Annotated in this window: 5 protein-coding genes; all 5 read left to right on the top strand. The window is 63.6% G+C overall.

Translation table 11 applies throughout. From position 1 onward, the window contains the following. The first annotated feature begins 102 nt into the window (after positions 1–102). A complete protein-coding gene (locus Q7W83_RS17560) occupies positions 103–837 on the top strand; it encodes a thioesterase II family protein (protein WP_458377179.1) in 735 nt (244 codons plus the stop codon). 192 nt (positions 838–1,029) lie between these two features. Continuing rightward, positions 1,030–10,272, top strand: coding sequence for an amino acid adenylation domain-containing protein (locus Q7W83_RS17555; protein WP_473656404.1), 9,243 nt, complete (start codon positions 1,030–1,032; stop codon positions 10,270–10,272). 54 nt (positions 10,273–10,326) lie between these two features. Next, a complete protein-coding gene (locus Q7W83_RS17550) occupies positions 10,327–11,385 on the top strand; it encodes a TauD/TfdA family dioxygenase (RefSeq protein ID WP_150637583.1) in 1,059 nt (352 codons plus the stop codon). Positions 11,386–11,396: 11 nt separating this feature from the next. After that, positions 11,397–14,495, top strand: coding sequence for a non-ribosomal peptide synthetase (locus tag Q7W83_RS17545; RefSeq protein WP_473656403.1), 3,099 nt, complete (start codon positions 11,397–11,399; stop codon positions 14,493–14,495). Continuing rightward, positions 14,492–26,290, top strand: coding sequence for an amino acid adenylation domain-containing protein (locus Q7W83_RS17540; RefSeq protein ID WP_473656402.1), 11,799 nt, complete (start codon positions 14,492–14,494; stop codon positions 26,288–26,290). Before Q7W83_RS17545 ends, Q7W83_RS17540 begins: the two co-directional genes overlap by 4 nt. The last annotated feature ends 24 nt before the right edge of the window (positions 26,291–26,314 follow it).

Here is a 26,314-nt window from a genome sequence, read left to right as displayed (position 1 = left end):
ACCTGTAGGCGCCGGCAAGCCGGCTCCTACAGGGAGGCTTTGTACTAATTCCCTTCGGCCCTCATCCGTTCTCTTTACAGACAACTTTTCGAGGTAAGCCCGGTGACCCAGCTGACATTGCTGTGCCTGCCCTATTCAGGCGCGAGCGCCATGGTCTACAGCCGCTGGCGGCGCAAACTGCCGGAGTGGCTCAAGCTGCAACCGGTGGAACTGCCGGGGCGCGGCGCGCGGTTCGGCGAGCCCTTGCACACCGACATGCGGCGCCTGGCCCTGCAACTCGCCCAGGAACAGAAAGCCACGCTCAAGGCGCCGTACGCGCTGTTTGGCCACAGTCTTGGCGCATTGCTGGCCTGCGAAATGGCCCATGCCTTGCGTTCGCTGGGTTGCCCGGAGCCAGTGGCGCTGTTTGCCTCGGGCACGGCCGCGCCGACGATGCGGGCTGATTACGACCAGGGTTTCGCCGATCCGAAAACCGATGCCGAACTGATCGAGCAACTGCGCACTCTCAATGGCACCCGCGAAGAAGTGCTGGCCAACGAAGAACTGATGAGCCTGACGCTGCCGATCCTGCGCGCAGACTTCCTGCTGTGCGGCCGTTTCGAACCGATCCAGCGCCCGTTGCTGAAATGCCCGGTGCACGTGCTCGGCGGCAAGGCCGATCGCGCCACCACGGAGCAACTGATTGGCTGGAGCAAGGAAACCCACGGCAGCTTTTCTGTGGACATGCTGGCCGGTGGTCACTTCTTCATCCATGAGCACGAAGCCAAGGTGTTGCGGGTGATCAAGGATCAGTTGGACGTTCACCATCGCCGACACGCCATGGCCGCCAGCGCCTGACTCAATCTCAATATCACCCCTATCCTTGTGGGAGCGAGCAGGCTCGCTCCCACAAGGATTTTCTGTGGCCCACAGACCACGATCTACCTCCATCCTGACACTTATTCTCATTCGCTAATTTTTCCGGTCTGCATTCGTTTTATAGGGACGACGTGCCTTTGTGCTTCCCGCCACTGATCCGGATGCTTAGAAATGAATGCTGAAGACTCCTTGAAACTTGCTCGCCGGTTTATCGGGTTGCCCCTGGAAAAGCGCCAGATGTTCCTTGCGGCCTTGCAAAAGGAAGGCATTGATTTCGCCCGGTTCCCGATTCCTGCCGGTGTCGAGGCCGAGGATCGTCAGGCGCTGTCGTTCGCCCAGCAACGCATGTGGTTTCTCTGGCAACTGGACGCGCACAGTGGCGCGTACAACCTGCCGGGCGCGGTGCGTTTGACTGGAACGCTGAACCTGCCAGCGCTGGAGCAGGCCTTCGTCAGCCTCGTGGAGCGTCATGAAACCTTGCGCACAGTGTTCCAGCGCCAGGCCGACGACACCTTGCGCCAAGTACCGGCCAGCGCACCGCTGGTCATCAAGCACGTGGATTTCAGCGCATTGCCCGCCACTGAGCGCGAACGCGCCGTCGCCGAAACGGCAGAGCAGCAATCAGTGGTGCCCTTCGATCTGTCCGTCGGCCCGTTGCTGCGCGTGACCTTGCTCAAGCTCGCCGAACAGGAACACGTCCTGCTGCTGACCCTGCACCACATCGTTTCTGACGGCTGGTCGATGAACGTGCTGATCGATGAATTCATCCGCTGCTACGACGCCTTCGAGGCCGGTGTACAACCGCAACTTCCACCATTGCCGATCCAGTACAGCGACTACGCGTTGTGGCAACGCCGCTGGCTGGAGGCGGGTGAGCAGGCGCGCCAACTGGATTACTGGCAGGCGCAACTCGGCGACGAACACCCGGTGCTGGAGTTGCCCACCGACCACTCGCGCCCGGCGATGCCAAGCTATCGCGGCACGCGCTACGAATTTGCCGTCGACCCGCAACTGGCCGAGCAACTGCGTGCCACCGCGCAGAAACACAACATCACCCTGTTCATGCTGTTGCTCGGTGCGTTCAACGCGCTGCTGCATCGCTACACCGGGCAGACCGACATCCGTGTCGGCGTGCCGATTGCCAACCGCAACCGTGCGGAAATCGAAGGCCTGATCGGCTTCTTCGTCAACACCCAAGTGCTGCGCACCCAGCTCGATGGCCACACCCGCGTCGACGATTTGCTGCGCGCCATCAAGGAAACGGCCCTCGGCGCCCAGGCCCATCAGGACCTGCCGTTCGAGCGTCTGGTCGAAGCGCTGAAACTGGAGCGCAGCCTCAGCCACACGCCGCTGTTCCAGGTGATGTACAACCATCAGCCGCAGGTCGCGGACATGTCCAGCATCAGCACCGCCTCCGGCCTGGTACTCGGCGCGATCGAGTGGGAAGGGCGCACCACGCAGTTCGACCTGACCCTCGACACCTACGAAAAGGGCGGCAAGCTGCACGCTGCGCTGACCTACGCCAGCGACCTGTTCGAGGCGCCGACTATCGCGCGTATGGCGCAACACTGGACGCGCCTGTTGCAGGCGATGGTGGTCGATTCGAATCAGCGGGTCGGCGAGCTGCCGATGCTGGCGGCGGATGAACAGCAGGTGCTGGTGCACGACTGGAACCATACCGCCGAAATTTATCCCGTCGAGCAATGCGTTCATGAGTTGATTCACGCCCAGGCCTTGCGCACGCCCGAAGCGCCGGCGCTGGTGTTTGGCGACCGTCAGCTGACTTATGCACAGCTCGATGCGCGCACCAATCAATTGGCTCATTACCTGCGCGAGCTGGGTGTTGGCCCCGATGTGCTGGTGGGGATCGCCGTCGAGCGTTCGCTGGAAATGGTCATCGGCCTGCTGGCAATTCTCAAGGCTGGCGGCGCCTATGTGCCGCTCGATCCGGAATACCCGGCGGAGCGCCTGGCCTACATGATCGAAGACAGTGCGATTGGCGTGTTGCTGACCCAAAGCGCTCCGGTTGACACGCTGCCGACCGAGGGCATCAAGGTCCTCGCACTGGATCAGGACGAGGACTGGCTGGACGGTTACAGCGAAACCTGCCCGCAGGTGTCGGTGAATCCGCTGAATCTGGCCTACGTGATTTACACCTCCGGCTCCACCGGCAAACCCAAGGGCGCCGGCAACAGCCATGCGGCGCTGGTCAATCGTTTGTGCTGGATGCAACAGGCGTACGGGCTGGACGGCAGCGACTCGGTGTTGCAGAAAACCCCGTTCAGTTTCGACGTGTCGGTCTGGGAGTTTTTCTGGCCGCTGATGACCGGCGCCCGTCTGGTGGTGGCGCCGCCGGGCGCGCACCGCGAACCGGCGCGGTTGATCCGCCTCATCGGCGCGTTCGGCATCAGCACCTTGCACTTTGTGCCATCGATGCTTCAGGCGTTTATCCACGAGCCGGGCGTTGAAACCTGCACCCGCCTCAAACGCATCGTGTGCAGTGGTGAAGCCTTGCCGCTGGATGCCCAGCTTCAGGTGTTCGCCAAGTTGCCGGGCGCCGGGTTGTACAACTTGTACGGGCCGACCGAAGCGGCCATTGACGTGACCCATTGGACCTGTGTTGATGAAGGCGCCGACAGCGTGCCCATCGGCCGGCCGATTGCCAACCTGCGCACCCACGTGCTGGACGCGCAGTTGCTGCCGGTGCCGGCGGGCGTGGCGGGCGAGTTGTACCTGGGCGGCGCGGGTCTTGCGCGCAGTTATCACCGTCGTCCGGGGCTGACGGCGGAGCGCTTTGTGCCTTGTCCGTTCCATGACGGCGCACGCCTGTACCGCACCGGCGACCGCGTGCGCCAGCGCGCCGACGGGGTGATTGAATACCTCGGCCGTCTCGACCATCAAGTGAAACTGCGCGGCCTGCGCATCGAGTTGGGGGAAATCGAAACCCGCCTGATGCAGCATCCGCTGGTGCGCGAGTCCGTGGTCCTGGTGCAGGGCGGCAAGCATCTGGTGGCGTATCTGGTGCTGGAAAGCGTCGAGGCGCAGTGGCCTGAAACCCTCAAGGCCTGGCTGCTGAGTAGCTTGCCGGAATACATGGTGCCGACCTACCTGATGCCGCTCGATGCCTTGCCGGTGACCGCCAACGGAAAACTGGATCGCAAGGCCCTGCCGCAACCGGACGCGGCGCCGCAACAAGCGTTCGTCGCCCCGCAAGATGCCATGCAGACGGCGCTGGCGCAGATCTGGCAGGACGTCCTGGGCCTGAAACGCGTGGGCCTCGAAGACAACTTCTTCGAACTGGGCGGTGACTCGATTATCTCCATTCAAGTGGTCAGCCGCGCCCGTCAGGCCGGCATCCGCCTCAGCCCCCGCGACCTGTTTCAATACCAGACCGTGCGCAGCCTCGCGATGGTGGCGGCGTTCGATAACCGCAGCTCCATTGACCAAGGGCCGGTCAGCGGCGAGGTGGTGCTGACCCCGGCGCAACATTACTTTTTTGAGCACGCCATCGCGCAGCCGCAACACTGGAACCAGTCCTTGCTGCTGACGCCGCGCGAGGCGCTGAACCCTCAAGCACTGGAAGCCGCGCTGGTTGCGGTGATCAACCATCACGATGCCTTGCGCCTGCGTTTCACCAAGAGTGCCGAAGGCTGGCAGCAGCGCCACGGATCGCCGGTCGAAACGGCCGGATTGTGGCAGCGGCACGCCGCTTCAACCGAGGCGTTGTCGGCCCTGTGCGACGAAGCGCAACGCAGCCTTGATCTGGCGGACGGGCCGTTGCTGCGCGGGCTGCTGGTCAGCCTCGACGACGGCACGCAACGTCTGTTGCTGGCGATCCACCATTTGGCGGTGGACGGCGTGTCCTGGCGGGTGCTGCTCGAAGACTTGCAGCAGGCCTATGGGCAACTGGCGGTTGGCGGCGCCGCAACGTTGCCCGACAAAACCAGCGCCTATCAACACTGGGCCAAACACCTGCAAGAACATGCCCCCACGCTGGATCAGCAACTGCCGTACTGGCAGGCGCAACACGCCGATGCCCGCGACCTGCCCTGTGAAAACCCGCTGGGTAGCTTGCAGCATCGCCACGGCCACAAAATCGAATCGAAGCTCGACGCCGGGTTGACGCGGCAGTTGCTGCAAACAGCCCCGGCGGCCTATCGCACCCAGGTCAATGACTTGCTGCTGACGGCGCTGGCGCGGGTGATCTGCCGTTGGACCGGGCATCACTCGACGCTGATCCAGCTCGAAGGCCATGGCCGTGAAGACCTGTTCGACGACCTCGACCTGACACGCACCGTGGGCTGGTTCACCAGCCTGTTCCCGGTTCGCCTGCGACCTCAGGCCGACACGGCGAATACGATCAAGGCGATCAAGGAGCAACTGCGCGCCATCCCCGAAAAAGGGCTGGGTTATGGCTTGCTGCGCTACCTCGGCGAGCCGGCCCAGCGTGAGTCCCTGCAAGGGTTGCCGGCGCCACGGATCACCTTCAACTACCTCGGCCAGTTCGACCGCCAATTCGATGAAGACGCGCTGTTCGTGCCGGCAGCGGAAAGCGGCGGTCAAGCCCAGGGTGACGATGCGCCGCTGGCCAACTGGCTGACCCTGGAAAGCCAGGTCTATGGCGGCCAACTCTCGCTGCAATGGAGCTTCAGCCGCGACATGTTCGCCGACAGCACCGTCCAGCGACTGGCCGCTGCCTACACCGAAGAACTCACCGCGCTGATCGAACACTGCTGCGCCACACCGGCGGGGCAGGTCACGCCGTCGGACTTTCCGCTGGCGCGGATCAACCAGGCGCAACTGGACGCGTTGCCGGTCGCGGCAGCGGCCATCGAGGACATTTATCCGCTGACGCCGATGCAGCAGGGCATGCTGTTCCACACTTTGTATGAGCCGCAGGCCGAGGCCTACATCAACCAACTGCGCCTGGATATTCAGGGGCTGGAACTGGCAGCCTTCGGTCGAGCGTGGCAAGCGGCGATCAATCGTCACGACATTTTGCGCAGCAGCTTCCATTGGTTGGGTCTGGAATCTGCGCATCAGGTGATCCATCGCCAGATCGACCTGCAATTGCAGGTGATCGAGGCCGTCGATATCGACCTCGATGCGCTGGCCGCCGAAGAGCGCAGCCGTGGTTTCGAACTCAGCGCCGCGCCGCTGTTGCGCCTGATGCTGGTACGCCAAAGCAGCGACGCCTGGCACCTGATTTACACCAGTCATCACATCCTCATGGACGGTTGGAGCAACGCGCAGTTGCTCGGTGAGGTGATTCAGCATTACGCCGGGCAAACACTGGCCAAACCCTTGGGGCAATACCGCGACTATCTGGGCTGGATTCAGCAGCAACCACTGGCGGCGGGCGAGCACTTCTGGAAGCAGGCGCTGACCGACCTCGAAACCCCGACGCTGCTGGCGCACGCCTTGCCGGCACCGGTCGACGGGCGTGGCATGGGCGAGCATCACCTGACACTGGAAAGCGCCGCCATGCAGCGCCTGGCGGAGTTCGCCCGACAGCAGAAAATCACCCTCAATACCTTGTTGCAGGGCGCGTGGGGTCTGCTGTTGCAGCGCTACACCGGTCAAGCGTGCGTGGCATTCGGCGCGACGATTGCCGGGCGCTCCGGACCGTTGCCGGGTATCGAGCAACAGTTGGGTCTGTTCATCAACACTCTGCCGATCATTACTGCGCCGTCGTCCACTCAGCCACTCAGCCAATGGCTCAATGAGCTGCAAGCGTTGAACCTGAGCCTGCGCGAGTTCGAGCATGTGCCGCTCTACGACATCCAGGGTTGGGCCGGGCAGCAGGGCAACGCGCTGTTCGACAGCTTGCTGGTGTTTGAAAACTTCCCGGTGGCCGAAGCGCTGAAGCAAGGCGCACCGGCGGGACTGACCTTCGGCGCATTGCACAATCACGAAATCACCAGCTACCCGCTGACTCTCGGCATCGAAGTCGGCGCCAGCCTGCGTCTGGAATTCAGTTTCGATCAGGCTTTGTTCAGCGCCGTGCAGATCGAGCGGCTGGGCGCGAACCTGCTGCATGTGCTGGAGCAGTTCGTTGCGCAGCCGCAACAGATTCTGGGGACTGTCAGCCTCCTGGACGCCAGGCAAAAAGCCCAGGCGTTGCTGGGCTCGCGTCCCGCCGCGCCGCTGCTGGACAGTCCATTGCTGGCGCATCAACGTTTCGAGCAACAGGCCGCACGTACCCCCGATGCCTGGGCTGTGATCGTCGGCAACGAACGACTGACTTATGCACAGCTCAACGCCGAGGCCAACCAGCTCGCCCATCGCCTGCGCGAGCACGGTGTGGCGCCGGGACAACGAGTCGGCCTGTCGGTGCGGCGCAATGCGCAGATGATCGTCAGCCTCATGGCGATCCTCAAGTCCGGTGCCGGTTATGTGCCGCTGGACCCGGACTACCCGGCCGAACGCCTGGCCTACATGATCGAAGACAGCGGGATGGACCTGCTGCTGGCGCAACCGGAGCTGCTGGCCGATGTCGCGCTGCCCGAAGGCTTGCCGCGTCTGACGCTGACCAGTGCATCAATGGCCGGCTATTCCACGGCCAACCCGGTCAACCTCGCCTGTGCCGAAGACCTCGCGTACCTGATTTACACCTCCGGCTCCACTGGCCGGCCGAAAGGCGTGTGCCTGGCCCACGCCGCGCTGCGCGAGTTTTGCGGGATTGCGGCGGACTATTCGCAACTCAGCGCCGACGACCGCGTGCTGCAATTCGCCACGTTCAGCTTCGACGGCTTTGTCGAGCAGTGCTACCCGCCGCTCTGCGTGGGCGCGGCGCTGGTGTTGCGCGGCGATGAGTTGTGGGACACCGACACCTTGTACCGGCAGATCATCGAACAGGGCGTGACCCTGGCGGATTTGCCGGCAGCCTATTGGTACTTGCTGGCCCAGGAATGGGCCGCTCAACCTCAGCGTGACAAAGGTCGGCTGCGTCAGGTCCACGTCGGTGGCGAAGCCATGTCGCTGGAAGGCCTGAAACTCTGGCATGCCGCCGGCCTCGGCGACGTGCGCTTGCTCAACACCTACGGGCCGACCGAAGCCACGGTGGTCTCCAGCACGCACCTGTGCACTTTGGCCGACACGCAAAACCTGCTCGGCGTGCCGATTGGCCGCGCCTTGCCCGGTCGGGCGTTGTACGTGCTGGACAGCGAAGGTCATCTGTTGCCAATCGGTTGCGTGGGCGAGTTGTGCATCGGCGGTGACGCCGGCATTGCCCAGCACTATCACCAGCGTCCGGGGCTGAGCGCCGAGCGTTTCATCGCCGATCCGTTTTCCACCACGCCGGGCGCACGTCTGTACCGCAGCGGCGATCTGGCGCGCTATCGCGAAGACGGTGCGCTGGAATACCTGGGACGCATCGATCACCAGGTGAAAATTCGCGGTTTCCGCGTCGAGCTGGGCGAACTGGAAGCGCACCTGCAAGGCTTGCCGATGATCAGCGAAGCGGCGGTGCTGGTGCACGAAGGCGTCGGTGGCAAGCAACTGATCGGTTACGTCGTGCCGGTGTTGCCGAATGCCGATTCGCGTCAACTCACCGAAACCGTGCGCCAGGCCTTGGGCGAGCGTCTGCCGGAGTACATGCTGCCGGCGCAACTGGTGGTGATGAACGCGTTGCCGCTCAACCGCAACGGCAAACTCGACCGCGCCGCGCTGCCGGCGCCAGAGGTTTGGGACGCGGTGGCCGGCACCGCGCCGCAAGGTGAGCTGGAGATTGAACTGGCGCAGATCTGGCAGCAGGTGTTGCAGGTTGCCCGTGTCGATCGCGAAAACAGCTTCTTCGAGTTGGGCGGTCATTCGTTGCTGGCCACGCAGATCGTGTCGCAGATTCGCCAGCGTCTGGGCCTGTCGGTGAGTTTGCGCAGTCTGTTCGAACATCCGCGCCTGGAGGATTTCGCCGCTCAGGTGCACGCTCTGCGGCACGCCGCCAATGCCTGTGAACGCCCGGCACTGGTGGCGGACCACTCCGGCGACCGCCAGCCGTTGTCCTTTGCCCAGCAGCGGTTGTGGTTCCTGTGGAATCTGGAACCGGACAGCTCGATGTACAACATGCCGGGCGCCTTGCGGTTGCGGGGCGAATTGAACCTGTCGGCACTGCAGCAGACGTTCGAGACCCTGGTGCAACGCCACGCCGTGTTGCGCACCACGTTCCATGAGGAAGACGGCCAGGCCTGGCAGCGGGTACACGCCGAACTGCCGTTGAACTTCGTCGCCAGCGACCTGCGGCATTTGCCGGCGCCGGACGTCGAAGCCGCGCAACTGGCCCGTGAGGAAGTCGCCCAGCCGTTCGATCTGCGTAATGGGCCGCTGCTGCGGGTGCGGGTGTTGCAGGTCGCGGATCAGGAGCATGTGTTGCTGCTGACGGTGCACCACATCGCTGCGGATGACTGGTCGTTCCGGATTCTGATCAATGAATTCGTGACGCTGTATCCGACGTTCAATCAGGGCGGCGTTGCGCAGTTGCCGGAACACGCCGTGCAATACGCCGACTTCGCCAAATGGCAGCGCCAGTGGCTGGAGCAGGGCGGCGAGCTGCAACGTCAGCTCGATTACTGGGTCGCGCGCCTTGGCCAACCGCAAACGGTATTGGAGCTGCCGGGCGACGGCGATCAGCGTCAGGCGCAGGAAGGCGCCAGCCAACATTTCACCTTGAATGCGACGTTGAGCCAGCAGTTGCGCGACTTCGCCCAACAGCGTGGATTGTCGCTGTTCATGGTGCTATTGGCCGGCTTCACCCTGGTGTTGCGCCAGCGCACGGAGGTCAGTCGCGTGCGCATCGGCACCGATATCGCCAACCGAAATCAAGTTGAGCTTGAACAAATGGTCGGCTTCTTCGTTAACCAATTAGTGCTGCAAGTGGATGTGAATGCTGACGAGGCTGCCGGGCAACTGTTGCACGCCTGTCGCCGTGCGGTTCTGGAGGCTTCGGACCATCAGGACCTGCCGTTCGAGCGATTGGTGGAAGCGTTGCGTCTGCCGCGTCGGGCCGGGCGTTCGCCGTTGTTCGACATCAAGTTGATCTATCAGGAAGGCGTCGGTCGCTTGCCGTCCATGGACGGTTTGCTGGTCGAGGATTTCCCGTCGGGCCGGCAAGCCGCCGAGATCGGCATGGTCGCTGCGTTCTACAACGAGGCCGAACACATTCACCTGAGTTTCGAAACACCCGCCGGGCAGTACTTGCCGAGCACGCTGGAAAGCCTGTTCGAACAAATCGAGGCGGTGCTGCAAGCGTTGTTGCGCGCTGACGAGCTGACGGTCAGCCAATTGCTGGACCTGGCCACCGAGGTGCAGCGCCGCGCCGATGCGCGCCTGAACGAACAACGCAAGGCATTGCTGGGCGGGCGCATGGCGATCAAGCGTCGTCGCGGCACGCCGGCAACGCACAGCACTGCGGACTGATTCATTGCAGCGGCGCCCACCGGGCGCCGTCGTCATCATTTTCTGGAGGGGTTTATGACTGTTTCAACCACCAAGTCCATTCCCAAAATCGGTCGCGGTGCACGCAAGAGCCTGTCCACCGACCCGACCCGGCTGGTGAGTTTTGCGCCGATGTTCGACGGTGCCAGCATGCCGCTGGTGTGCCGTCCGGCAGTGCCTGGCGTGAGCCTGGTGGAGTGGGCGACGGAGAATCGCGCCCTGATCGAAAGCAAGCTGCTGGCCCACGCGGTGATTCTGTTCCGTGGCTTCCAGGTAGCTGATATCGCCGAGTTCAACCGTTGCGTGGCGGCGATTTCCGACGGTGCCCTGGAGTACCTGTTCCGCGCCTCGCCACGGACCCAGATCACCGGCCAGTTCAAGATCTACAGCTCCACCGATTACCCGGCGGCGGAGAAAATCTTCCCGCACAACGAGCACTCCTATTCGCCGGTATTCCCGCGTCACCTGTACTTCTACTGCGACACGCCGTCGACCACCGGCGGTGAAACCCCGTTCGGCGACACCCGCGAAATTCTCGCGCGGATCGACCCGGCCGTGCGCGAGGAGTTTCAGCGCAAACGCATCATGTACGTGCGCAACTACGGCGACGGCATGGGGCTGCCATGGCAGACCGTGTTCCAGAGCGAAGATCGCGGTGAAGTCGAAGCCTACTGCGCCAAAATCGGCATTCAAGCCGAGTGGAAGTCGGGCAATCGCCTGCGCACCCGGCAAAACGGCCCGGCGATCGTGCGCCATCCGCTGACCGGCGAGCGCATCTGGTTCAACCACGGCACCTTCTTCAATGCGCTGACCCTGCCGGACAGCATCCGCGACAACCTGTTGCGTGAATTCGGCCCGCTGGACCTGCCGCAGAACACCTTCTTCGGTGACGGCACGGCCATTCCCGACGACGTCATCCGCCACCTGCAAGGCATCTATCGCGACGTGATGGTCGAGTTCGCCTGGGAGAAGGGCGACGTGGTCCTGCTGGACAACATCCTCAGCGTGCATGCGCGCAACGAATTCACTGGCTACAGAAAAATCCTCACGGCCATGGCCATCGCGCAGAAAAGCGCCGACCTGGATCAGGAATAAGGACACTCGACATGAACACCACCGCCCTCGAACCTTCGGTAGACGTTTTCCAGACTTCGGCTCAGCAGGCCTTTTATTTGCGTGCTCAGGAGTTGGGCGGACAGCCGCTGTTCGCCGCTCTGACCGTGCCGGTCGCCCAGGCCGTGGACGCGCAGGCATTGCGCCTTGCACTGGATGAATTGGGTCAGCGCCATGAAACCCTGCGCACGGTCTATCGCCGTTTGCCGGGGATGAAGTGGCCGGTACAGAACCTGTGCGACGAGGTGCCGGTAGCGTTGCTGGGGCGCGTGTCTTCGTTGGACGAAGCGCTGCGTCGCAGCCGCGAAACTGTGGCTGAGGCACCGGATCGAGTGCTGGTGGTGGCGCAAGTGAAAACCGCAGACGGGCAGCATTTCGTCACGTTGCTGGCGCCGGCCAGCAGCTTCGATGAAGCATCGCTGCGAGTGCTGTCGGTGGAGCTGGCGAGCCTGTTGCGCGGCGAAACACTGGCCGACAATCAGGAAGACTTGCAGTACCTGGATTACACCGCGTGGCAGGAAGAACTGCGCGAAGAAGACATCGGCCATCAAGGCGCGGCGTTCTGGCGCAATCTGCAACAACAGTTCGCGCTGGCCCATCACCTGCCTTTTGAAAAGACGGTAGAAGTGACGCTGGCTCGACATCAGGCCACGCTCGACGACGCAGCATGGCTGGCCGATGTGCAGCGAGTGGCCGGCGCTCAGGGTGTCGAAGCGCAGCGCGTGGCGTTGTTGCTGTGGAGCGCGTTCGTGGCGCGCATCGGCCATCAGGAAAAGTTGCTGATGGGCTGGGAAGTGGCGGGGCGCAACGAGCAGACCGAAGCGACCCTGGGGCGTTTCGCCCGGCGTTTGCCGGTGGCTTTCGACAACCGCAGCCACGAGACCCTGGCGCAAGCGTTGACCTCGTTTGCTGGCAACGTCGAGCAATCGCTGTCCTGGCTCGACTGCCTCAACGAGTTCGAACTGAGTGCCGAAGTCGCAACGCCCCTGCGTTATGGCCTGGTGTATCAGGCCGATGCCGAGGCGAACATCGAAGTGGACGACGCCAACCCGGAAGTCCTGCGCCTGCGGGTTCAGGGCGAACACTTGCAGCTGTCGTGCCTGGCCGGCGCGGTGCCTGAGTCGATGCTGGCGGTCTGGCTGGAGCAGTTTGTCGAATTCAGCCGGCAGTTGCTGACCTCGCCGGAGCTGACCCTGGGCCAGGCCACTCAGGTCAACGCGGTGCAAATGACCCGTTTGATCGAAGACTTCAACCCGCTGGCCGCCGAGCAGGCATTGCCGCATCGCTACCTGCAAGACCTGTTCAGCGAACAGGCACGCCTGCATCCGCAACGCATCGCCGTCAGCGTCAATGGCCAACGCCTGAGTTATGCCGAGCTGGATGCACGCTCCAACCAGGTGGCCAATACCTTGCGCGCCCAAGGTGTGGCGCCGGACGAAATCGTTGCGGTTTACGGTCAGCGCTCGCTGGAAATCGTCATCGCACTGCTCGGCACGCTGAAGGCTGGCGCGGCTTACCTGCCGCTCGATCCGAATTACCCGATCGATCGTCTGACGTTCATGTTGCAGGACGCCGCCGCGCGTCAGGTGCTGGCCTGCCAGCCACTGCCGGAAGCGTTGCACGGCGAGCGGGTGATTTCGCTGATGACCGATGCCGAAGTCTGGTCCGCTTCACCGGAACAGCCGGCCGTGCTGGGCGACAGCGCCCATCTGGCCTACGTCATTTACACCTCCGGCTCCACCGGAAAACCCAAGGGTGTGATGATCAGTCACGCCAACGCGGTGGCCTCGACCCTCGCACGCAGCGCGTTCTATCGCCAGCCGTTGCGCGCCTTCCTGATGCTCTCGTCGTTCTCCTTCGACAGCTCGGTGGCCGGGGTTTTCTGGGCGTTGGGGCAGGGCGCGACCCTGTGCCTGCCGGACGAAGACAGCTACAAGGACCCGGCGCTGCTGGCGGCGCTGATCCAGCGTGAAGAAGTTTCCCACTACCTGACCTTGCCGTCCTACCACGCGCAGATTCTCGAGCACCTCGGCGACCAGGCCCTTGTCTGTGTGATTGTCGCCGGCGAAGCCTGCAGCAACGCCTTGGTTGCGCGACATCGCGAGGCCTTGCCGCAGGTGGTGCTGGTCAACGAATACGGCCCGACCGAAGGCACGGTCTGGTGTTCGGCGTGGGAACTGCCGCTCGGTCAGGATGACGACACCATCCCGATTGGCCAACCGATTCCGGGCATGCGCATTCACGTGCTCGGCCCGGACCTGATGCCAGTGGCCGTGGGCGTCGAAGGTGAGCTGTACGTCGGCGGCGCCGGGATTGCTCGCGGCTACCTCAAGCGCGCCACGCTGACTGCCGAACGCTTCATCCCCGACCTGTTTGCGAAGCAGGCCGGCCAGCGCCTGTACCGCACCGGCGACCTCGCACGCTACCGCGCCGATGGCGTGCTGGAGTACCTGGGCCGGGTCGATCATCAAGTGAAAATCCGCGGTTTCCGCATTGAACTGGGCGAGATCGAAGCCGCCATGTGCAGCGCCCCCGGCATCGAAGATGCGGCGGTCATCGCCCGTGAAACGCCAACCGGCCCGCAACTGCTGGGCTTCGTGATTTCCCCGGCTGACACCGCCGACATCCGCCTCAACGAATTGCGCAGTCATCTCGGCGAAGCGCTGCCCGAGCACATGCAACCTGCGCGCTTGCAGGTGCTGGAACGCTTCCCGCTGATGCCCAACGGCAAACTCAATCGCCAGGCCTTGCTCGACCTCGACGTTCGGCGCGGTGCCTTCGTCGCCCCGCGCACCGACCTGGAAAAAGTCCTGGCGGCGATCTGGGCCGAAGCACTGCACGTGGAGCGGGTCGGCGTGCACGACAGCTTCTTTGAACTCGGCGGTCACTCGCTGCTGGCGACGCGGATTCGTGCGCGGATTCAGGAAGAGCTGAACCTGGCGATCCCGCTGAAGCTGTTCTTTGAAGGCGACACGCTGGAACGCCTGGCGGCGGAAATCGAGCAGTTCCGTCAGCACAGTGAGCACAAAGAAAACGATGTAGACGCCCTGGAAGCGTTGTTCGACGAAGTGGATGAGGAACACACGCGATGAGTGCTGCACCGGACAGAATGATGACCCTGGCCCAGCGTTTCTGCGGCTTGAGCCTGGAGGCGCGGCGTGCCTTGCAAGAAAAGATGCACGCGCAAGGCCTGACCCTGGAACTGCTGCCGATCCCGCCAAGGGACCCGGCGGTGGACACGTTACCGGCGTCGTACGCGCAGCAGCGTTTGTGGTTTCTGTGGCAGATGCAGCCGCAGGCGACCGCGTACAACCTGACCGGTGCCTTTCGCCTCAGCGGTGAGCTGAACCGCGCAGCGTTGGCGCAAACCCTCGCCGCGCTGGTGCAGCGTCATGAAGTGCTGCGCACCACGTTCGTCTTCGACGAGCAGCAGGTGCTGCAAAAAATCCATCCGCAGATGGACGCAGCGCTGGTCGAAGTCGACGCCGCTGACGAAACCGAACTGCAACGTCAGGTCGGTCTCAACGCCGAGCAGCCGTTCGACTTGCAGCACGGCCCGTTGATGCGCTGCCGGTTGATCCGCCTCGACGCGCAGCAGCATGTGCTGGTGCTGACGTTCCACCACATCGTCACCGACGGCGGTTCGCTGCCGATTTTGTTGCAGGAGTTCACGCAACTCTATGCGCAGATGAGCGCCGATCAGCCGGCGCAACTGCCGGAGCTGGGCATTCAGTACGCCGATTTCGCCCGTTGGCAGCGCCTGTGGCTGGAGGCCGGCGAAGCCGAACGTCAGCTGGCGTACTGGCGTGAACAATTGGGACGTGAGCATCCGCCGCTGAACCTGCCGACGGACCGTCGTCGCCCGGCAATCCCGAGTCAGCAGGGCGCCAGCATCGAGCTGAAGGTGCCGGTCGAACTGGCGATCAGCCTGAAGGAGCTCGCCCGTCGCGAAGGCTGCACGCTGTTCATGGTGCTGATAGCCTCGTTGCAAACCCTGTTGCATCGCTACAGCGGCGAACGGGACATTCGCGTCGGCGTGCCGATTGCCAACCGTACCCGTCAGGACGTGGAGAACCTGCTGGGCTTTTTCGTCAACACCCAAGTGCTGCGTACCCAGCCCCATGCCGATCAGCCATTCCTGCAATTGCTGGCCGAGGTCAAGACTGCTGCGCTGGGCGCGCAGGCGCATCAGGATTTGCCTTTTGAGCAGTTGGTCGATGGCCTCGATGTCGAACGCAGCCTGAGCCACACGCCCTTGTTCCAGGTGATGTTCAACCACCAGCGCGATGCCGGCGGGAAACAGCGCTGGGACTTGCCGGGCCTGAGCGTCGAACCGCTGATCTGGGACGAAAAGACCACCAAGTTCGAGCTGATGCTCGACACCGTGGAGAGCGACGACGGCATCCACGCCTCGTTTGTCTATGCCACCGAATTGTTCGACGCCTCGACCATCGAGCGTCTCGGCCAGCATTGGCTGAACCTGTTGCAGGCGATTTGCGCCGACGGCTCGGTCGCCTTGGCCGACCTGTGCATGCTCGCCCCAACCGAGCAGCAGGCTACGTTGCTGGAGTGGAACCGCAGTGCCGCTTCGCCGGCCACAAACACGCTGTGCGCGCATCAACTGATCGAAGCCCAGGCTGCCGAGCACCCGCACAGCATTGCGGTGACCTGCGACGGCGTGACCCTCAGCTACGCGCAACTGAACCAACAGGCCAACCGCATCGCCCAGCGTCTGCGCGAACGCGGCGTCGGCCCGGATGTGTTGGTGGGGATCGCGCTGGAGCGCTCGCTGCAAATGATTGTCAGCGTGCTGGCGATCCTCAAGGCCGGCGGCGCCTATGTGCCGCTGGACCCGGAATACCCGCAGGACCGTCTGGCCTACATGCTGGCCGACAGCGGCACGCGCCTGTTGCTGACCGACTCCGCGCTGCTGCCGCGACTGCCGTTGTCCGAAGGCCTCGAAGTGATTTGCCTCGACCACGCCAGTGACTGGCTCAACGAAGCGTCTGCCGAGAATCTGCCGAACCTGACCCAGCCGGAAAACCTCGCGTACGTCATCTACACCTCCGGCTCCACCGGCAAACCCAAAGGTACGTTGTTGCCCCACAGCAACCTGACCCGCCTGTTCAGCGCCACCGAGCACGGGTTCGGTTTCAACGCGGACGATGTCTGGAGCTTGTTCCATTCCTACGCCTTCGACTTCTCCGTGTGGGAAATCTTTGGTGCGCTGTTCTACGGCGGTAAGCTGGTGGTGGTGCCGCACGCCATCAGCCGTTCCCCGGAGGAGTTCGCTCGCCTGCTGTGCGATGAACAGGTCACGGTGCTCAACCAGACGCCGTCGGCGTTCCGTCAGTTGATGCCGTTTGCCTGCGCCAATGCCCAGGGCATGGCCCTGCGTTACGTGGTGTTTGGCGGCGAGGCGCTGGACGTCGCGAGCCTGCGTCCGTGGTACGACGCCTTCGACGACCAGCAGCCATTGCTGATCAACATGTACGGCATCACTGAAACTACCGTGCATGTGACGTACCGGCCGCTGTCTCGGGCCGACCTCGACGGCGTCAACAGTTCGCCGCTGGGCGAGCCGATTGCCGACCTGCGCTGGTACGTGCTCGATCCGCGTCTGAACCCGGTGGTCAAGGGTTGCGTCGGTGAGCTGTATGTCGGTGGCGTCGGCCTGGCTCGGGGTTATCACCAGCGCTCCGACCTGACCGCCACCCGGTTCGTCCCGGACCTGTTCGCCAGCGAGGCGGGCGCACGCCTGTATCGCACCGGCGACCTGGCGCGCTATTGCGCCGACGGCAGCATCGAGTACGCCGGGCGCATCGACCATCAAGTGAAGATTCGTGGCTTCCGCATCGAGCTGGGGGAAATCCAGGACCGCCTGCAAAGTCACCCGGCCATCGAGCAAGCGCTGGTGCTGGCGCCCGAGATCAATGGCAGTCAGCAACTGGTCGCCTGGTTCATCGTCACCCAGGACGTTGCCGATCTACGTCAATCGTTGCGTGAACACTTGCAAGCGGGCCTGCCGGATTACATGGTGCCGGCGCATTTGCTCAAGCTCGATCACTGGCCGCTGACCAGCAACGGCAAGCTCGATCGCAACGCGTTGCCCAAGCCTGATGCCGCTCTGGCGCAGCAGGTTTACACGGCGCCGGTGGACGACCTGCAAGCCGCGTTGGCGGCGATCTGGCAAGACGTGCTCAAGCTTGAGCGCGTGGGCATCGATGACAACTTCTTCGAGCTGGGCGGCGACTCGATCATCTCGATTCAAGTGGTCAGTCGTGCGCGTCAGGCCGGCATCCGCATCACCCCGCGTGATCTGTTCCAACACCAGACCGTGCAAAGTCTGGCGAAGGTCGCGCAGCGCAGCGCCGGGCTGGTCATCGATCAGGGACCGGTGCGCGGTGATGTGCTGCTGACGCCGATCCAGCACTGGTTTTTCGAGCAGGCCATCGAGCCCCGGGACCACTGGAACCAGTCGGTATTGCTGGAACTTCGCGAACCGCTCGACAGCGCGTGCCTGCAACAGGCATTGGCCGCGCTGCTGGAGCATCACGACGCGTTGCGCCTGCGTTTGCATCAGGTCGATGGCGTGTGGCAGCAGGCTCAGGCCGGGCACTGGAACAGCACCGAGCTGTTGTGGCAACGGCAGGCGGCGAACGCTGATGAGCTGCTTGAGCACTGCAACGCCGCACAAGCCAGCTTGAATTTGCACGACGGCCCGCTGTTGCGCGCCTTGCTGGTGGACATGGGCGCGGCCGGTCAGCGCTTGCTGTTGGTAGTGCATCATTTGGCGGTGGACGGCGTGTCCTGGCGTCTGTTGCTCGAAGATTTGCAAACGGCCTACGACCAGGCGCGTCAGGCTCAACCCCTGCGCCTGCCGGCCAAATCCAGCGCCTATCAAGCGTGGGCGGCGCGTTTGCAGCTGCATGCGCAAAGTCCCGAACTGGCGAGCCAAGCGGCTTACTGGCAGCGCCAATACCACGACGTGGTGGTGGACCTGCCCGCTGATAATCCACAAGGCAGTCTCGCCGGCCAGCATGCCGTGAGCGTGGAAACCGTGCTCGACAGCACCTTCACTCGCCAACTGCTGCAAGAGGCTCCGGCGGCTTACCGTACGCAGGTCAACGACCTGTTGCTGACGGCGTTGGCGCGGGTGCTGGGCGACTGGACCGGCCAGCCGTCGACCTTGGTCAAACTGGAAGGTCACGGCCGCGAAGACCTGTTCGACGACATCGACCTGACCCGTACCGTGGGCTGGTTCACCTCGATCTTCCCGGTCAAGCTGACCCCGGCCAACGATCTGGCGGGCAGCATCAAGGCGGTCAAGGAACAGCTGCGTGCGGTGCCGGACAAAGGCATTGGTTTTGGCATCCTGCGCTATCTGGCCCAGGCCGGTCTTGAGGCGTTGCCGCAGCCACAAATCACGTTCAACTACATGGGCCAGTTCGATGCCAGCTTCGATGAGCAGGCACCGTGGCGTCCGGCCCGGGAAAGCGGTGGCGCCGAGCAAGGGGCTTCGGCGTCGCTGGACCGTGGCCTGAGCATTAACGGTCAGGTCTACGCCGGGCAATTGCGCCTGAGCTGGACCTTCAGCCGAGACGTGTTTGCCGAGCACACCGTGCAGCGTCTGGCCGAGGCCTATGCCACCGAGCTGCAACAGCTGATCAAACATTGCCTCAGCGGTGCCGGTGGCCTGACGCCGAGTGATGTGCCGCTGGTCAGCGTCGATCAGACGCAGCTCGACGCACTGCCGCTGGCGGCGCGTGATATCGAAAGCATCTTCCCGCTGTCGCCGATGCAGGAAGGCATGTTGTTCCACAGCCTGTTCGCCCCGGATGCCGGCGCTTACATTCCGCAAATGCGCGTAGACGTGCAGGGCATTGAGGTCGAGGCGTTCCGCAGCGCCTGGCAACAGACGCTGGAAAACCATGAAGTGCTGCGCGCAGCGTTCTTCAGCGAGAGCAATGGCTCGCGGCCGCTGCAAGTGATTCTGGCCAATGCCACGCTGCCGTTGACCGTGCTCGACTGGCGCAATGAAGCGGATCAGGCGCAGGCCCTGGAACGTCTGGCCGAGCAAGACCGTCTGCGCGGTTTCGACCTGACAGCGGCACCGTTGCTGCGCCTGACCCTGGTGCAGACCGCGCACGACACGCATCACCTGATCTTCACCCACCACCATATTTTGCTGGACGGCTGGAGCACCTCGCAGCTGTTCGGCGAAGTGTTGCAGCGTTACTCCGGTGAGATGCCGGTGGCGAGCGGCGGTCGTTATCGCGATTACATGACGTGGCTGGGCGGGCGTGATCGCGCTGCGTGCGAAGCGTTCTGGCTGGAGCAATTGCAGGCGTTCAACGAGCCGACACGTTTGGCCGGCGCACTGCCGGGGCCTGTCGCGGGGCAGAGCGAGGGTCATCGCACCGTTCACCTGAGCCTGGACCGGGCGGCCACCGAGCGCCTGAGCGGGTTTGCCCGTCAGGCCCGCGTCACGCCAAACACCTTGCTGCAAGCGGCCTGGCTGTTGCTGTTGCAGCGCTACACCGGCCAGCGCACCGTCGCGTTCGGCGCCACGGTGTCGGGGCGTCCGAGCGAGTTGCAAGGCATCGAGCAGCAAGTCGGCCTGTTCATCAACACCTTGCCGGTGATCGCCACGCCGCACCCCGAGTGCACGGTCAGCCAATGGGTGGACGAGGTGCAGGCGCTCAACCTCACATTGCGCGATGTCGAGTACACGCCGCTGGCGGATGTACAGCGCTGGGCCGGGCATTCCGGCGAGGCGCTGTTCGACACGCTGCTGGTGTTCGAAAACTACCCGGTCGCCGAGGCGCTGGAGGGTGGGAATCCGAGCGCGCTGAAGTTTTCCGGTATCAGTAATCACGATCAGACCAGTTTCCCGCTGGCCATCGCCGCCGAGTTGGGCGAGTGCCTGGACCTGCGCTTCAATTACGACACCACATTGTTTACCGCCGAGGCCATCGACGGCCTGAGCAATCGTCTGGTGGCGTTGCTCGATGCCATGGTCCGTGAGCCGCAACAAGCCCTGGGCCGTCTGAGCCTGCTCGACGCCGCGCAGACCGAGCAGCAAGTACAAGGCTTCAACGACACCGCCGTGACCTGGCCCGATGTGCGCCCGGTCCACCTGTGTTTCGAAGCCCAAGTGCTGAAAACCCCGGACGCTGCGGCGTTGGTGTTTGCCGGCCAGACCCTGACGTATCGCCAACTCAACCAACAGGCCAACCGCCTGGCGCACTCCCTGCGCGCCCACGGTGTTGGCGCCGAAGTGCTGGTGGGCATTGCCGCCGAACGCTCGCTGGAACTGGTGATCGGTTTGCTCGCGATCATGAAAGCCGGTGGCGCCTATGTGCCGCTGGACCCGGATTACCCGCGCGAGCGCCTGGAGCACATGTTCGAAGACAGCGGCGTGCACGTGCTGTTGACCCAGCGTCATCTGCTGGCGCAATTGCCGATTCCGCCCGACACCACGCTGATCTGCCTGGACGACAGCGCCCAACTCGTCGAAGGCATGAGCGAGGAAAACCTGCCGTGCGTGATCGAGCTGCAATCGCTGGCCTACATGATTTACACCTCCGGTTCCACGGGTAAACCCAAGGGCGCGGCCAACCGTCACGATGCGTTGTACAACCGCATCGAGTGGATGCAGGGCGCGTACCCCCTGGACGGTCGCGACACCGTGCTACAGAAAACGCCGTTCAGTTTTGACGTCTCGGTGTGGGAGTTCTTCTGGCCGCTGATGGTCGGTGCACGCCTTGCAGTCGCCGAACCGGGTGCGCATCGCGACCCGGCGCAGCTGGTGCGTTTGATCGAGCAGTATCAGGTCAGTACCCTGCATTTCGTGCCGTCGATGTTGCAGGCGTTTGTTCAGGGCGAAGGCTTCGAACGTTGCGCCAGCCTGCGGCAAATCATGTGCAGCGGTGAAGCATTGTCGGCGGATTTGCAGAACAGCCTGTTCCGCGTGCTGCCCGACGTTGGCTTGTACAACCTGTACGGGCCGACCGAAGCCGCCATCGACGTGACCCACTGGACCTGCGTCGAAGACGGTTCGATCAGCGTGCCGATCGGTTGCCCGATTGCCAATCTGGTGACCTACATCCTCGACGACAGCCTGCAACCACAAGTGGCGGGCTGCGTCGGTGAACTGTATTTGGGTGGCATCGGCCTGGCGCGGGGTTACCACCGTCGTCCGGACCTGACGGCCGAGCGTTTCGTCGCCAGCCCGTTCGGCGTAGAGGGCGAGCGCCTGTACCGCACCGGCGACCTGGCGCGTTACCGCGAGGACGGCGTGATCGAGTACGTCGGCCGCATCGATCATCAAGTGAAAATCCGTGGCTTGCGTATCGAGCTGGGTGAAATCGAAGCCTGCCTGCTGGACCATCCACAGGTGCGCGAGGCGGTGGTGATCGCGCTGGATGTCGGTAAATCCAAGCAATTGGTGGCTTATGTGGTCGGCCAGTCGTTGGTGCTCGACGGGCTCAAACAGCACCTGCGCAACGCATTGCCCGAGCACATGCAGCCGAGTCATCTGCTGATGCTTGAGCGGTTGCCGGTCACGCCAAACGGCAAGCTCGATCGCCGCGCCTTGCCGCAACCCGATCAGCAGGTGCGCGAATACGTCGCGCCGCGCAATGCCGTGGAGACGACGCTGCAGGACGTGTGGCAGACGCTGTTCGAAGTGCCGGTCGGCATTCAGGACAACTTCTTCGAACTGGGCGGCGATTCCATCGTGTCGATCCAGGCGGTCAGCCGTGCACGCAAGGCCGGCCTGAGCATCTCGCCGAAACACGTGTTCAGCCACCCGACCATCGCTGAACTGGCGACGGTTGCCCAGGCTGTGGACGCCGTGGAAGCGGCGCCGGTGATGGCTGCGCCGACGCTGAAGATCGAGCTGAGCGACGTGCAGTATCAGGCGCTGGAATTGACGGCAGACGAAGTGGACGACGTTTATCCCCTGTCGCCGATGCAGCAGGGCATGCTGTTCCACTCGGTGCAGGACGGTGATTCGGGGCTGTACGTCAACCAGATCGAAGTGGGCGTACGTGGCGTTGACGGTCCGCGCTTCCGCGAAGCCTGGGCCGACGCCGCGCAGCGCCACGCGATCCTGCGTACCGCGTTCCTGTGGGAGGGCGACAAGGAGCCGCTGCAAGTGGTGCTGCGCCAAGCGCCGGCGCTGCTGACCGAACTGGACTGGCGCGGTCTGGATAACCAACCTGAACGCGTACGCCAATTGGCCACCGATGAACGTGAACGTGGCTTCTCGCTGAACCGCGCGCCGTTGTTGCGCCTGCTGCTGGTGCGTCTGGAAGACGACCGCTATCGCCTGATCTGGACTTACCATCACATCCTCATGGACGGCTGGAGTGTGTCGCGCCTGATCGGTGAAGTGCTGCGTCATTACAGTGGCGATGCGCAGGAGCCGGTGGCCGCGTATCGCGACTACATCGACTGGCTCGGCCAACAGGTGGCCGAGGCCAGCGAAGCGTTCTGGAAAGGCAAACTCAACGCCCTCGAAGGCGCCACTCACCTGGCCCGCGCGTTGCCGGTGAAGGCGCCGCAAGCGGGTTATCACGCGATCTACACGCACCTGAATGCGCAGCAGACCGCGCGTTTGCAGGCGTTTGCCCAGCAACAGCAAGTGACGCTCAACACCCTGGTGCAAGCCGCGTGGCTGTTGCTGTTGCAGCGTTACACCGGTCAGCGCACGGTGACGTTCGGCGCCACGGTGTCGGGCCGCCCGGAAACCCTCAACGGTTCGGAGAACATGTTGGGGCTGTTCATCAACACCTTGCCGGTGGTCAACAGCGTGCCGACCGAAGCAAGCGTCGGTGACTGGCTGCGCGAGATTCAGGCCTACAACCTCGACATCCGCGACTTCCAGCAAACCCCGCTCAGCGATATTCAACGCTGGGCCGGGCAGGGCGGGCAGTCGTTGTTCGACAGCATCATCGTTTTCGAAAATCAGCCGGTGGACCGCACGTTGCGCGAGTGGAACGGCGATTCGCTGCGCTTCGAAGACGTCTCCGACTTCGGCCTGACCAGCTTCGCCATGGACTTGATGGTCAGCCTCGATGAGGGGCTGCGCATCGAGTACATGCATCAGCGCGATCAGTTCGACCTGGCCACCGTCGAAGTGCTGCGCAGCCACATGGAAAGCCTGATGCAGCGCCTGTGCGACAACGCCGGGCGCGCGGTGGGCGAGTTGGGCTTGCTGACCCTGGACCAAGGCCGGCACCTCGACGGCGAGTTGCCGACGCTGGCCGACGACCATGAACGGCCGGTGCATGAGCTGATCCGCGAGCGGGCGCGCCTGCAACCGGAGCACACCGCGTTGGTGCTCAGTTACGCCGACCGCGACGCCGAACACTTGAGCTATGCCGAACTGAATCGGCGTTCCGACGCACTCGCGGTGCACCTGCTGGAGCAGGGCGTGCAGGCCGAAGACGTGATCGGTGTGTTCATGGAACGCTCGCTGGAACTGGTGGTGTCGCTGCTGGCGGTGATGAAGTGCGGCGCCGCCTATGTGCCGCTGGACCCGCAATACCCGCAGGAACGTTTGCGCTACATGATGGCCGACAGCGACATGCGTTTGCTGCTGACCCAGGAGCGTCTGCGCGACACCGCGCAACTCAATCCGGGCACGCCGATGGTCGCCGTGGATCGCTTGAACCTCGACGTTGAAGTCGCGCCGCCGCAACGCGCAGTACACGCCGAGCAACTGGCCTACCTGATTTACACCTCGGGCTCGACTGGCAAGCCGAAAAGCGTCGCCGTGGCTCACGGGCCGTTGAGCATGCACGTGCAGGCGATTGCCGAGCTGTACGAAATGGACCCGGGCAATCGCGAACTGCATTTCATGTCGTTCGCCTTCGACGGCGCCCATGAACGCTGGATCACCGCGCTGATCAGCGGCTCGACCCTGGTGGTGCGCGACAACACCTTGTGGACTGCCGAGCAGACCCTGGCGGTGTTGCACCGTCAGCGCATCAGCGTCGCCTGCTTCCCGCCGGCGTACCTGTTGCAACTGGCCGAACACGCCGAGTTGCAGGGCGGTGATCCGCCGCCAGTGCGCATCTACTGCTTCGGTGGCGATGCGGTGCCGGACGCCACGTTCGAGCGGGTCAAGCACACGCTCAAACCGCAATTCCTGGTAAACGGCTACGGCCCGACGGAAACCGTGGTCACGCCGCTGCTGTGGAAGATTGCTGCCGACGGACACTGCGAGGCGATGTATGCGCCGATTGGTCGCCGCGTGGGCACCCGCAGCCTGCATGTGCTGGACATGGACCTCAATCCATTGCCGGTGGGCATGGTCGGTGAGTTGTACATCGGCGGTCGTGGCGTGGCGCGTGGTTACCACCGTCACCCGTGGCAAACCGCCGAGCGTTTCGTCGCCAACCCGTTCAGCAACGACGGTGGTCGTCTATACCGCACCGGTGACCTGGTGCGCCGTCGCGAGGATGGCGTGTTCGATTACGTGGGGCGCATCGACCATCAGGTCAAAGTGCGCGGCTTCCGCATCGAACTGGGTGAAATCGAAGCCCGTCTGCGCGAGCAAGTCGGGGTCAATGACGCGCTGGTGGTGGTCCGTGACAGCGGCCAGGGTCCGCAACTGGTGGGTTATGTGGTTGCGGTCGAAGACGACGGTCTGGGCCTGCGTTGCCAGGCAGCCTTGCGTGAAAGCTTGCCGGATTACATGGTGCCGACGCAGATCGTGGTGCTGCCGCGTTTCCCGCTGACACCCAACGGCAAGCTCGACCGCAAGGCCTTGCCCGACCCGACCTTCGAGGGCCGCGATTACGTGGCCCCGCGCACACCGCTGGAATGGGCACTGGCCGAGATCTGGCAGCAAGTACTGGGTGTCGACAAAGTCGGCATCACCGACAATTTCTTCGAGTTGGGCGGCGACTCGCTGCGCACCCTCAAGGTGATCTCGAAGGTGCGGGCGCTGAATCAGCCGGACTTCCAACTGAAACTGCGCGACATGATGGCCAAGCCGACCATCGCCGGGTTGTCCGGTGTCGATGAGCAACCGCCCAGACAGAGCCCTGAACCGCTGTTGCTGTTGAACCAGCCCGTGGACGATCAACCGGCACTGTTCTGCCTGCACGCCGGGTTCGGCACGGTGTTCGACTACGAACCGCTGGCCCGCCGACTGGAAGGTCTGCGCACGGTGTATGGCGTGCAATGCCGCATGCTGCTGGACCGCCAGTGGCACGACACGTCGCTGCAACAAATGGCCGCCGACTACGTCGAAGCGATCCGCCGCAAACAAGCGCAAGGCCCGTATCACTTGCTGGGCTGGTCGTTGGGCGGAGCGCTGGCGTTGATGGTCGGCGAACTGCTTGAACAGCAGGGGCAGCGTGTGGCGTTCGTCGGTCTGGTGGACAGTTTTGTGCCGACCCAGGCCAATGCCGCCGCCAGTGTTGATGAGTGGCGCGCGGACCTGCGCGAGTTCCTCGGCGCAACCTTGAGCATGGACAGCGATGTCGTTGCCCAGGCATTGAGTGTCGAGACTTCGGGTGATCAGGACGCCATCGCGCGGATCATTCGCACGGTGATCGACACCGAAGGCGAGCAGGCCAGCGGCTACGCGCTGCTCGGTGCCGATGAGTTGGCGCAGACGTTCATGGTCAGCACACGCTTGAAGGCGTTGTCGCGGCAGGTGGAGACCTTGCCGCTGCCGCACGCCGAACTGTGCTGTTGGTGGGCCGATGGCAACCCGACGGCGGAACGCGCGACACTGGAGCGTCAGCAACCGCGACTGCGCAAGGTGCAGACCGTCAGCGCCAGCCACTTCGATATCCTGCAACGGGATGAATGCCTGAGCGCCGTGGTGACGGCACTCGGTCGGGAGGTGGTGGCGCAGGACTAAGCGTTTACCGCGTCAAAACAAGCT

The sequence above is a fragment of the Pseudomonas sp. 300 genome (assembly GCF_055803035.1).
Note: the sequence above shows the minus strand (reverse complement) of the source record. Positions and strands in the feature narration are given on the sequence as shown.

What these genes read in the sequence shown, in the direction of transcription:
- Q7W83_RS17555 (WP_473656404.1), top strand. Translation starts at nt 1,030, where the DNA reads ATGAATGCTGAAGACTCCTTGAAACTTGCTCGCCGGTTTATCGGGTTG.
- Q7W83_RS17550 (WP_150637583.1), top strand. Translation starts at nt 10,327, where the DNA reads ATGACTGTTTCAACCACCAAGTCCATTCCCAAAATCGGTCGCGGTGCA.
- Q7W83_RS17545 (WP_473656403.1), top strand. Translation starts at nt 11,397, where the DNA reads ATGAACACCACCGCCCTCGAACCTTCGGTAGACGTTTTCCAGACTTCG.
- Q7W83_RS17540 (WP_473656402.1), top strand. Translation starts at nt 14,492, where the DNA reads ATGAGTGCTGCACCGGACAGAATGATGACCCTGGCCCAGCGTTTCTGC.